11 protein-coding genes are annotated in these 11,509 nt (G+C 35.3%); all 11 read right to left on the bottom strand.

Annotated elements, in window-relative coordinates; all coding sequences use genetic code 11:
- Positions 1–70: 70 nt before the first annotated feature.
- Positions 71–658, bottom strand: coding sequence for a hypothetical protein (locus tag LF886_RS06030; protein WP_236853238.1), 588 nt, complete (start codon positions 656–658; stop codon positions 71–73).
- 19 nt (positions 659–677) lie between these two features.
- On the bottom strand, positions 678–3,071 hold the full coding sequence (locus tag LF886_RS06025; RefSeq protein ID WP_236853236.1) for a TonB-dependent receptor: 2,394 nt from the start codon (positions 3,069–3,071) through the stop codon (positions 678–680).
- 258 nt (positions 3,072–3,329) lie between these two features.
- Positions 3,330–3,686 (bottom strand): hypothetical protein, encoded by a 357-nt coding sequence (locus LF886_RS06020; RefSeq protein WP_236853234.1) that lies wholly within the window; start codon positions 3,684–3,686, stop codon positions 3,330–3,332.
- Between the two features lie 147 nt (positions 3,687–3,833).
- The gene (locus tag LF886_RS06015; RefSeq protein ID WP_236853232.1) at positions 3,834–5,762 is read right to left on the bottom strand and encodes an ABC-F family ATP-binding cassette domain-containing protein; all 1,929 of its coding nucleotides are present in this window, start codon (positions 5,760–5,762) and stop codon (positions 3,834–3,836) included.
- 135 nt (positions 5,763–5,897) lie between these two features.
- Complete coding sequence (locus tag LF886_RS06010; protein WP_103231806.1) at positions 5,898–6,146, bottom strand: hypothetical protein; 249 nt, start codon at positions 6,144–6,146, stop codon at positions 5,898–5,900.
- A gap of 255 nt (positions 6,147–6,401) precedes the next feature.
- Positions 6,402–7,754 carry a T6SS phospholipase effector Tle1-like catalytic domain-containing protein gene (locus tag LF886_RS06005; protein WP_236853230.1) on the bottom strand — a complete coding sequence of 451 codons (1,353 nt, stop codon included), beginning with the start codon at positions 7,752–7,754 and terminating at the stop codon, positions 6,402–6,404.
- Between the two features lie 148 nt (positions 7,755–7,902).
- Entirely contained in the window at positions 7,903–8,580 is a 678-nt protein-coding gene (locus LF886_RS06000; protein ID WP_236853228.1) for a response regulator, read from the bottom strand.
- Entirely contained in the window at positions 8,549–9,316 is a 768-nt protein-coding gene (locus LF886_RS05995; protein WP_236853226.1) for a sensor histidine kinase, read from the bottom strand. The genes LF886_RS06000 and LF886_RS05995 overlap by 32 nt, the downstream gene beginning before the upstream one ends.
- A 14-nt stretch (positions 9,317–9,330) precedes the next feature.
- Positions 9,331–9,954 carry a hypothetical protein gene (locus LF886_RS05990; RefSeq protein ID WP_236853224.1) on the bottom strand — a complete coding sequence of 208 codons (624 nt, stop codon included), beginning with the start codon at positions 9,952–9,954 and terminating at the stop codon, positions 9,331–9,333.
- Between the two features lie 17 nt (positions 9,955–9,971).
- Positions 9,972–10,754, bottom strand: a complete 783-nt coding sequence (locus LF886_RS05985; protein ID WP_236853222.1) for a hypothetical protein — start codon at positions 10,752–10,754, stop codon at positions 9,972–9,974.
- 63 nt (positions 10,755–10,817) lie between these two features.
- A complete protein-coding gene (locus LF886_RS05980; protein WP_236853220.1) occupies positions 10,818–11,438 on the bottom strand; it encodes a DUF5715 family protein in 621 nt (206 codons plus the stop codon).
- Positions 11,439–11,509 lie beyond the last annotated feature (71 nt).

Genomic DNA, 11,509 nt, shown 5'->3' with positions numbered 1-11,509 from the left:
ACGCCAAATATTGTTAAATAAAAAACCACCGGGAATTCCGGTGGCTTTGTTAACAAGATTAAAGGATATATTAATTAATAATATTATAGTTTGCTTGTGCATCTGTTTCACCTCCTGTATGGGTTCCATACACGACTCCGTTTCCACTCACTGAAGAAGTTTCAGAAACTGTTACCGGCTGATGGAACAATGTAAGAACCAACTGACTAGCTGCAGCAGTATTTTTTACAGCAGTATTCACAACCCATTTTGTTTTCAATCCCACACGGTTTCCGTCTGCTCTTGTAGAGCTGGCATCATCGGTACGTGTTAAAGTAATATCTGAGTTTGGAAAGTTATACACCAGGAAATGTTCATTTTTTGCATCTCTAATTTCCTGAGTAGCGTCTTCATTACCATTTTTGAAGATTACTTCTACATTATAGGTATGGCCATTGATTAATTTAACATTAGGATTCGTTGTACTATTCACCTGGTAATCATAAACGACAGGAGTTCCTGTAGCTTGATCCGTTACTCTTAAGAGAACATCCGAAAGTTCTTCCTGAGGAAGATCATCTGCTTCATCGTCACTTCTGTTACATGAAGTTAAGCTTAAAGAAACAGCAAAGAATAAAAGTCCTAAGATAAGAGTAGTATTTTTAAAAATATTTTTCATTTTTTTTGATTTTAAGTAATTAAAATTGATATTTAAGAGTTAAAATAAAGTTTCTTCCCATTTCGTTGGAAAAGAAACGAAGTCTGTTCAGATAATCTCTGTAAGACGTGTTTAATACATTTCGAATTGAAAAGTCAACTCCGAAATTTTTAGACAGATTCACCCCTGTCTGAAGGTTCCAAAGCGAATATCCGTTTGGAGGTGTAGAAATATCTACGTCTTCATTGTAAGCATTTCCGTCAGAATCAAATAATCTGATTGGGACGTTATAAACCGGAAATCTTGTTTGTTTTAAATAAGTATTGTTACTTACTGTAAAATAAAAGTTTTTCCATTCTTTTTTATTGAACTCCAATGAATTATTAAAATTCGGTGGCATCATTAAAATAAGAGGTACATCATTGGTCATATCCTGTCCATACACATAAGATCCGCTTCCTTTATAGGTCAGATTATCCGTGATCTTAAGCTGAACATCCAGATCCAATCCATACATTTTCGCATTGATCTGTTGATAATTGTAAACTACAAAAGCTCCTCCCCATTGTGTATTCTGATATCCTGTAGGAATTTGGTTGATGAAATTCTGAGTATAAAAGAAATAGGGGTTTACTGAAACATTCAATCCTTTTAAAATATTTGCTTTTACATCAGCCACTAAGTTAAACTGATTTCCCGTTTCACTTTTCATTCTCATATCTCCTCTTTCAATAATGGCTGCAGAATGGTGAAGTCCGTCTGCAAAAAGTTCTGCAACATTCGGAGATCTGGAAACTCTGGCATAATTGAATTTCAAGTTAAAATATTCAGATGGATGATAGACAAGCCCTCCGTTTACAGAAACATTATTATAACTTAAAGAAGGGTTTGTAAGAATCCTGTTTTGGTTTATTCTTACTACAAAATCGGAATAATCTGTTGCATACTGCTTATTCCAGTCACTCAGATCATACCATTTTGTTACGTTATAATGATCAAAATCATATCTTCCTCCCAATTCAAGATCCAGTTCGGGTGCAATTTTATATTTTAATACAGAATAAATTCCTGCATAATATCTGTCATAATTGGGAACAAGTCGTCTCGCCTCAGTCTGAGTATTGGAATAGTTGTTTTGATACCCTGCATTGATTCCTGTTTCAAGATTCCACTTTCCTCTTTCTATCAGGTGATTCACATTCAGATCGTTGGTGATCAGCTCAAGGTCCAAAGCCGGCTTTTTACTCAGTTCGTCTGTACGTCTGATATCATATTCTTTTCTATGATTGTACTGAAAACTATAAGTAGCCGTGATTTTTCCAAAATTTTCAAATCTTTTGTAAGCAGATACTTTAGCAATATGATGCTCGATTTCCTGTTTAGGATTATCAATATCATAACTAAAATCCCTTTGGTAAACTGGTTGTGGCGCTGTAAGAGCATTACGTAAATCTTCAGAATTCCCTACATGAGAGCTTCTAAGAATTCCCACTGTGCTCTTTGTCAGATAATAATCAAATGAAAAACCTTTTTCAAATGTCATCTTCTGAACTCCAAAATTAAATCCGGAACTCTCCAGTCCGGTATTCATCAAGCCATACTCCGGAGCTTCAAGATCGCCCAGTTTTTTATAGCTTCCATTGGTTTTTATTGCCCAACCATTTTCCCATGTTTTTGCCAGTTTTACATTAAGATCAGCTCCTCTTCCGTTAGAAATTCCAGAAAGAGAAACACTCCCCATAATGGTATCTTTCTTAGGCAAAACCTGAGGCTGTAAAACAACAACTCCACCTACAGCTCCTCCTCCATATTTCAAGGCAGATGCTCCTTTTATCACATCAATATGTTCAAAATTATTGACATCTACATTGGGTGCATGTTCTACTCCCCATTCCTGTTCGGCTAGTTTTACCCCATCATTAAGAATGGAAACTCTACTTCCGTAAAGCCCATGAATAATAGGTTTTGCGATATTATTTCCTGTCTTAAGAACGTTAACACCGGAAATATTTGTTAAAAGATTTCCCAGGTTTTCGCTAACATTTCTGGAAATCATTGCTTTGTCTATGGTTTTCACAACCATGCTTCCATTGTTCTTGTGACTTCCATGAACCGTTACCGTTTCAATATCTTTGATATGATGCTCCAGGGTAATCACCAGCTGAACATCCTTATCAACTCCTATATTTTCAGTATAGTTATCGCAATCAGGATGCTGCGCAACGAGTTTATACTTCCCTGCAGGAATTTTGTCAAAAGAAAATTTACCATTCTTATTGGTTTTCGCTGTAAAGCTTCCGATTTTAATCACAGCATTTTCCAACATCGTCTTGTCGTGAAAATCCTGGACGGTTCCTTCTACAGTATAAGTTTTTTGTGCACTTGTAAATACTGATCCACAAAAGATCAGCAGCAGGCAATATATCAATTTCATTGTAAATAGATTGATTGCGTACCCTTTCAATAAGGTACATTTTTCGTTAAAATTTGTGGGAAGGGTTAGTTTAATTGTAAAAAGTATGATGAGAAGCTAGAGGTTAGAAGCTAGTAATTGAACATTATTCAAATATCAATTACAGAGTAGCCGTTGTTTTTCTTAACAACTTTAAACCTTAAGCTTTAAACATCAAATTTGAAGCATTAAACATTGAACTTTAAAGTAAAAAACTTTAAACCCTATAGAATCTGTGAATTATGAAATTGCGGGAGGTCCCCGAAGCTGAAAATTGAATTTGGTCTGAGACCAGATTTTCTCCTGAACGGCGATGATTTGTTGTACTTCATGGCTGTAATGCTCGAAAGTAAAACTGAATTCTTCAGGAGCTAAGGTATGTCCGGTAACCAAAAAGTGGCAGGCCAGACAATCGCCAGCTTTCTCTTTAGTAACAGCTTTCGTCACTGTATTCTCCACTTTTTTAAGATTGAAAGCCTTAAAATAGTCGACAGAATCGTGATGGTGAAAGCTCTGAGAAAGCAGCGCGAGGAAATATACCCCAAACAATAGCTTGGAGATAAAACTCTTTAAATTTCTGCTTTCTTTAAAAATCATGGTTCAAAATTATGAAAATAATTTAATTGTTTCCTTAAACTTTTATTAAATTACTTTGCAACTATTGATAATATGTAGTAATAAATAAGGTTCTGTTACAAAAAATGCTTCATAACTTTTAGTTGATGAAGCATTTTTATTTTATTTTTAATCAAGTTGGGTTCCAAGATATTCCCACTCCTGTAGTGCTGTGTCTAGCTCTTCCTTAGCTTTATTGTATTTCTCTAAGGTTTCATCTGAAGGATTTTCTTTGGTAAAAGAAGCTTCCATTTCCTCTACTTTTGTTTCAAGCTCAGAAATTTTCTCTTCTACTTTTTTGATTTTATTCTGAATATTTTTCTGCTCTTTACTCACAATATTAGAAGTCTGGCTGCTGCTCACAGCTGGTTTTTCTTCTACTTTCTTGGGTTCTACCTTTACTTCCTGGTGAAGTTTGGCTTTTTCTGCAGAAATCTCTCTAATCGTTTCTTTTTGTCTGTATTCAAGATATTCGTTGATATCTCCAAGGAATTCTTTCATTTTCCCATCACGGAATTCATAGATCTTATCACAAAGTCCCTGAAGGAATTCCCTGTCGTGAGAAATCACAATCAAAGTTCCTTCAAAATTCTGCAATGCCAACTTGATAATTTCCTTAGACTGAATATCAAGGTGGTTGGTAGGCTCATCCATAATCAATGTATTGAAAGGACGAAGCAATAGTTTACAAAGTGCCAGACGGTTTCTCTCTCCTCCGGAAAGTACTTTTGTTTTCTTAGAAACGGCATCTCCCTGGAATAGGAAAGATCCTAATAAGTCTCTTACTCTAGGTCTTGTCTCTTCTGTTGCAGCATCTTCTGCTTCTTCCAGAACCGTTTTATTAGGTGTTAATACCTCTTCCTGATTCTGAGCGAAGTACCCGATATTCACATTGTGTCCAAGATTCCAGGTTCCTGAGTAGTCTTTAATATCTCCTGCTAAAATTTTAGCTAAAGTTGTTTTTCCCTGCCCGTTCTGTCCTAAAAGAGCAATTCTGTCTCCTCTCTGAACAATGAAATCTACATCATCAAAAATCTGTTTCTGCCCGTAAGCTTTCCCCATATTTATTGCTTCGAAGATAACTTTCCCCGGAACCATAGATTGTACGAAACGAATGTTGAATTTTGAAACGTCTTCATTGTCAACTTCGATACGTTCTATTTTATCTAATCTTTTAATAAGCGACTGTGCAAAAGATGCTTTTGTAGCACTTGCACGGAACTTATTAATGTTGTCTTCCATCTGCTTGATCTCCGCATCCTGATTCTTTTTAGCCTGAATCAGTTTTTCACGGCGATCTTCTCTCATGACCAGATACTTGGTGTAATTGGCTTTATAATCCTCAACTTTTCTATTGTTGATATCGAAAGTACGGTTACAAACCGCAGTCATAAACTGTTTATCGTGACTTACAAGAACAATAGCTCCCGGATAGTCTTTCAGGAAGTTCTCCAACCAGATGATGGATTCCATATCCAGGTGGTTGGTAGGCTCATCGAGAAGCATAATGTCATTCTTCTGCAGAAGTAATTTTGCCAATTCGATTCTCATTCTCCATCCTCCGGAAAATTCATCAGTGATTTTTTGGAAATCATCGGCTTTAAATCCTAAACCAAATAACACTTTCTCCATGTCCCCTTCAAGGTTGTAGGCATCATGGTTCATTAAAAGGTCATTCAGCTCGGTCATTTTATTAATCAGATCTGTATAAGAATCACTTTCGTAATCTGTTCTGACAGTCATTTGGTGATTCACCTCCTCAAGCTCGTTTTTCCACGCATTAATCTGTTCGAAAGCCTGCATCGTTTCAGCCCAAACCGTTCTTCCTTTTACGAAATCAAGATCCTGTTTCAGGAAACCAATGGTAACACTTCCTTCAGTGACCACTTCTCCTTCGTAGAAATTAATTTCTTTGGAAAGCATTTTCAATAAAGTGGATTTCCCCGCTCCATTTTTACCTACCAGACCTACTTTATCATCCTTTTTAATGGTGAAATTGACATTTTGAAATAAATAATTTCCTGAGTGATGTAATCCTAAACTTTGAACCGAAAGCATTTTAATTGATAATTAGTAATGAATAATGAATTTTCGCCCGCAAAAATACGGAAAAAGAAATGAATAGCCCAGAAATAAAAAAAGCGGCTCAAAATAGGCCGCTTTTTCCGTTAATGTCACTGATGTATAAAATTTTTATCCAGCGGTAAGCGGGGGTGTTTTTCTTCCCGATTCCACCATTGCAATCATCTCTACAAGGGTTTGTGCACCCTCTTTGTAGGTTACCTGCTTGATCCCGTGGTGAGATCCTATTTCATGTTGCAATTCGTTCAAACTAGTAGCCTGGGCCATTGTCATTTTTTTACTGCCATTTTTGATACTGATCTCGTATTCAAAAGTCTCTAAAAGTTTTTTTGCTTTTTTAAGCCATGCTGAAACTGTCATAGTTATTTTGTTTTTGGGGTGATTGAATGATTGGATATAAGGCTTTTCATATTTCGCTTATATTCCTGTTTTTATTTTGAAGCTTCATAAAATGAACAGTTCAAAATAACGAGAATTAAAATCCAAAAACTACAGTAGAATGTACCAAATTCAAAACTAAGTACTTATACTTAATTGACAATCAATATTTTCACAGAAAAGGAGACACCTGAATGATGTCCCCTAACCTAAATTTAAAACTGAGAAGTGATAGCGTTAATTATTAATTCCATTTAACTTGATCGTTGAGGATGTTTTTAAAATTGAACGAATCCAAATATCATTGTTGGGAACGCTTGTTCCATACAGAAAATCTGCTACAAAGCTGTCTTCCGGCAAATGAAGTTCTACGGAAAGCCTGGCCTCACTGGTCTGATCTACAGAGGTGCTGCTGGAAACATTTAATCCATTATTGATCAGTTCAATATTAATTTCCTTAGGCGTTCTTTTCTGAAAAATATTATTGTATAAGCCAAAATTGGAAGAAATATGGGTATAATCTGCAAATCTTCCGAAATCATAGATCGGTTTTTTATTGATGGAAAGATCTTGTATATATTCTTTCATTTTGATATAAAAACGGTTGAGAAAAGAATGTTTATTATAGTCTGTTCCAAAATAGGCGTCGCTTTCTGTGCTGAAGATGGGTAATATTGTATTGGTCTCATCCATCATGAGTTTTCCATATACTTTTGAAAGATCATTGTATACTTTATCACGACATACATAGGCCTGCGAAAGACCATCTTTTGTTTCAACTTCATAGCTGGAAAGCAAAGCGTCCCATATTTTATTTCCTTCAGTATTGGTTTTTGCATTTCTGATATCTGAAACATAGTTGTGCAGATCATCAATATTCATAAAATCTGTAGAAATATAGACAGATTGTGGCCCTTCCAGATAGCCACCTCCTATATCTGCATGATCACCTGGTACAAAGATTTCTTTCCAAACCGATGACTCCTTTTCAGATTTCTGGTCCTGCATTTCTTTTGAATTCTCAAAAAAACCGGTAAGCGGGAAGAAAAACCGGCTCTCATTCACTGCACAGATATGCAACGCATTCTCTACCTGGACAGGAACGCTCAGATTATAAGTATTGAAAGGCTTGGATTCTACGGTATCAAAAGCTCCTAAAAATTTTATCCTGCAATTTTCCAGAGAATAATAAGTTAAAAGATAGTTGCAGAAAGTTCTTGCCAGCATCCCTCCCCTGCCAAATCCATAGATATAAAAATGATATTCCTTTGTCTGATCAAGAGCAATCTGCCGTACAAATTCCTCTGCTTTCTGAAGCTTATCGTCAGAAGAATATCCATTGCCGTACGGTGGGTTTGCACATGTTGCCATTGCAAAATTATTATCCTCACTGCCTGGTACAGTTCCAATTCCTTCGATATATATTTTTTCATCACCAATAAATAAACTGTATAATTTATAGATATTAGTGAAGTTACCATAGTAGCTTTCATTATTATTGATCGGTTTGTCCGGTGAAAGAATATTTACCCCATTATTTCCTGTACCGTCGAAGAAAATCCCGACGGAAATCACTCTACTGCCATTCATGTTTTTACTTTAATTTTTATTACAGATCTTGTTTGTGTTTTTTCAACTAAAATCCCTAAAAGAGACATTTCAAAATAACAGAAGAAAAGCAAGGTTAACTAGAGTGAAAAGTACTAAATAAAAAATTCCGTATTTCTACGGAATAAAGTTATATTTTTTCAAGGGAGTAAATATTGTTGACAATGGCATAAATAACTATGCCTACTGTATTTTTGGCTCCTATCTTCTCCAGAATACGCTGTCTGTGACTTTCTACGGTTCTGGGGCTGATAAAGAGTTTTTCTCCTATTTCGTTGTTAGTAAACTCCTGACAGATCAGTTTTACAACATCTTTTTCTCTTTCGGAAAGCTCATCTTCTGTCTCAAAAAGGGAATTTTTCTTGGCAGTACTGTTCATATAAGTAAACAGCATTTGGTGGTCTTCTGCTGTAAAGAAAACTCCGTTTTTATCAACCATTGTAATGGCGTCAATAAATGTTTTTTTATTTGAGTTTTTTGGAAGAAATGCTGACACTCCCAGTTTCACCATATATCCTAGGATAGAGGTCTTATAATGGGATGATAGAATAATAATTTTAAGGTCAGGATGTTTTTCTTTTAAAATTTCTACCAGTTCAAAGCCATTCATAGGTTTCATCTGAACATCTACAAGAGCAATATCAGGAAATTCATCTTTTGAAAGTTTCTCGAGGTCTACTATAAAATCGGGGCCGTTATCTGCGGTAAGGCATACCGATATATTTTTTTCATTGGACAGCAACATTTTTACCCCTTCGAGGATCAGCTGTTCATCATCAATCAGTGCTAGTTTGATTTGGGAACTCATGATGTTTTGGAATTTTTATGATTAAACGACTTCCTTTATTCGAAAAGGTTTTTTTCCATTTGTGTGTTGCATTCATAGATTTGATACGGGATTCAATATTTTTAATTCCCATTCCTTTTTTTACGTCTTCATATTCGAAGCCTTGTCCGTTATCTGAAATAATGACCGCCATATTTTCAGGATAATCTTTAATATAGATCCAAAGGTCCGTTGCATTTGAATGCTTGATCACATTGGTTGTAAATTCCTGAATAATCCTGTACAGCTGTACTTCTACAAAAAGATCTTTTTTTTCATATCCCGGCATTACCTGCAGGGAAATATTAATTTTGTGGGAAAGGTTGGATATTAATTCTTCAACATATAAAACCAACCCCACCGATTCCAGATTTACAGGATATAATGAATGAGAAATACTTCTGGCAGCATCAATCAGGGAAGACATCTGACTGTAGATGTTTTTTTTGATCAGATCATCACCCTGGGTATCAAGATTATTTAACCATAAGGAAAGAATATTGAGTCGGTTTCCAATGTCATCATGAATCATTACTGCAATTCTTTTCCTTTCTTCTTCCTGGGCTTTAATGTTTTCCAGCACTAATTTTTTCTGATGCAGAACTTCTGCTTCATGCTGTACATTTTTCTCCTTAATAATTCTGGTTATAAAAGCTCTGTAAGCAAGCAGAATAAACGATACTATAACTGTTATGGTAACAATTATAAGAATAAGCAAATTGATATTTAAAGTTACTTCTTTAATTTGATAAATGTATATAAAAATGAACAGTACAAAATACTCGAAAGAATATTATTAGCACTGAGAATAATATAATAGTCGTTTTCTGAAAGGTTGGCTATCTGGTGCTGGATGATAAAAATAAACACTGAAACAGAATAATAGAAAAAAATACTGGCATCTACGAGAAGAAAACGGTTCTGTGCAGATGTATTTTTAATCTCACGGATCAGCATAACCCCGGAAAGGCAAATAATCATAATATTGGAAACTACTTTCGCAATATCAGCATTGGAAGGGTAATCAAATCCATATTTCGAGACCATAAAAGCCACCGCTAGTGAACCCGTAAGACCCAGAACAGATTTCGGCCCATCCAGTTTTCTGATAAATAATCCTGTCAGCAGAAAAAACTCCCCGGCAATGTAGAAAGGATATAGAAATGAAGTATCATTCAGCCTGAAAACATAGGGTAATACCAGATTCAGAAGTTCAATAAAAAAAAGAAAAGCAATACAATAAAAATACTGCTTTTCTTTAGAATTTAATATGCGATATTTTGCTGCTCCCAAAAGTATAACAGATAGAAGCAGTCCATAATTCAGGAATAAAATTACCTTATAAAGCTCGGCCATTCCTTGAGTATATTATTTTAAAATTCACATCCAACATCTACATCCGGTATACGGCAGATAGGAGGACATGGTTTTGCCCAGTCATAGGTATTTGAAATTGTCTGCGCCCCAGCCACTGTATTACTCTTAGGGTTTTCAATGAAAGAGATAAAAATAAGGGTTACCAGCATTTTACCATAAATATCATTGTATTTAAGACCAAAAGAGCAGGTAATACTTGTTAGGTTTTCATCTGAAAGACAAAGGTCTGCTGTAGGAACATAGAATTTTCTGAAAATTCCGCTTCCTTTATCTTGTCCACATTCTTTGTAAAACCAATCCAGACCTTCATTTCTCCAACGCTCAATAGCATTTAATGCAATATCCTGTTCAAGAATCGGCGTACTGGATATAGGAAAAGACATATTGGAATCTTTCTCTGTTTTTTCAAGACTTTTGGAAAGAACTGCATTTTTAACAACAGTATATTCCTGGATTTCCTGAAGCCTCACGTCTTTCTCCAGTTCGGTAAGAAAGCTGTATGGGTATTCTCTTAAGTCTATTTTTGTTCCCTTATCATTCATAGGATAAAGAATCATAATCAAACGCTCTTTATATACCCCTATCGCTGAACAAAATTCTTTATATTCCTCAAAACCTTTCATCCATTCAAGGTGGTCTCTGGAAATTCTAAAAACATAATTGGTAGGAATAAGACTCTGAATTTTGGAAAAATCAGAAAAGCGAGCTTTCCACTCACCCGCAGCAGCTCTACATTCTTCCACAGGAAGCATGTAGTCTACAATGTTTAATGTTGTCATAAGCATAGTTTTTTGGTCGTATAAAAGTATATAAACTAAATATGCTATGCAAGAAGATTTTTATTAATAATTTTTCACCGTAATATGATAACAGCTCTGCTGTCTTTCTTTGATATAATAGATTCTACCGGCCTTTTCATAGTGCTTCAATACCTTTTCAAGAGCAGCTTCCATTTTGGGGTTGTACTTCAAAACATTATTGAATCTTATATAAGAAATATCAAAAGAGTTGCCGTAATTATGAGAACTAATCCCTAGTGAGGCATTAGAATTTACTCTTCTCAGCCTGCATTGGTCTTCAAGAGTTCTGGTGATGGACGAAACGGTGAATGTGCCTCCTTTTGTATCTTTACTGAACTTTGAACCTATTTTCTCCAAAGTAGTTTTTGCTTTTGAAACCATATAAGCCCTGCTGTAATCAAGTCTCTGGATCTGATATCCTTTACTGGTCTTTTTTATTTTGTGGAATTTCCCGTTATTGATATACTTCTGTACTGTTTTGGAATCTTTCAGAAGCTGTATTCCGAAACTCTTTGAGGCATCAAGGTGAGGCTTGTAAAGCGGTGTAGCTTCCACCTTCAATACAGTAGCAAGATCATAACAGGGAAAAGATTTCTTCGCTGTCTGCGAATAGTGTAAACTATAAATAAAAGGTACGAAGACCACACAAAAAAACTTTCTCATTCACCATCCTTTAAAATTACAAATGAAAGATAAAACATTTATGTTATCTCTTCCAAAACCGACTATAATAC

This window comes from Chryseobacterium sp. MEBOG07, from assembly GCF_021869745.1.
In the GTDB taxonomy this organism is placed as follows: domain Bacteria; phylum Bacteroidota; class Bacteroidia; order Flavobacteriales; family Weeksellaceae; genus Chryseobacterium; species Chryseobacterium viscerum.
This window is presented reverse-complemented; position numbering and strand designations above follow the sequence as displayed.

What these genes read in the sequence shown, in the direction of transcription:
- LF886_RS05985 (WP_236853222.1), bottom strand. Translation starts at nt 10,754, where the DNA reads ATGACAACATTAAACATTGTAGACTACATGCTTCCTGTGGAAGAATGT.
- LF886_RS06020 (WP_236853234.1), bottom strand. Translation starts at nt 3,686, where the DNA reads ATGATTTTTAAAGAAAGCAGAAATTTAAAGAGTTTTATCTCCAAGCTA.
- LF886_RS06010 (WP_103231806.1), bottom strand. Translation starts at nt 6,146, where the DNA reads ATGACAGTTTCAGCATGGCTTAAAAAAGCAAAAAAACTTTTAGAGACT.
- LF886_RS06005 (WP_236853230.1), bottom strand. Translation starts at nt 7,754, where the DNA reads ATGAATGGCAGTAGAGTGATTTCCGTCGGGATTTTCTTCGACGGTACA.
- LF886_RS06030 (WP_236853238.1), bottom strand. Translation starts at nt 658, where the DNA reads ATGAAAAATATTTTTAAAAATACTACTCTTATCTTAGGACTTTTATTC.
- LF886_RS06025 (WP_236853236.1), bottom strand. Translation starts at nt 3,071, where the DNA reads ATGAAATTGATATATTGCCTGCTGCTGATCTTTTGTGGATCAGTATTT.
- LF886_RS06000 (WP_236853228.1), bottom strand. Translation starts at nt 8,580, where the DNA reads ATGAGTTCCCAAATCAAACTAGCACTGATTGATGATGAACAGCTGATC.
- LF886_RS05990 (WP_236853224.1), bottom strand. Translation starts at nt 9,954, where the DNA reads ATGGCCGAGCTTTATAAGGTAATTTTATTCCTGAATTATGGACTGCTT.
- LF886_RS06015 (WP_236853232.1), bottom strand. Translation starts at nt 5,762, where the DNA reads ATGCTTTCGGTTCAAAGTTTAGGATTACATCACTCAGGAAATTATTTA.
- LF886_RS05980 (WP_236853220.1), bottom strand. Translation starts at nt 11,438, where the DNA reads ATGAGAAAGTTTTTTTGTGTGGTCTTCGTACCTTTTATTTATAGTTTA.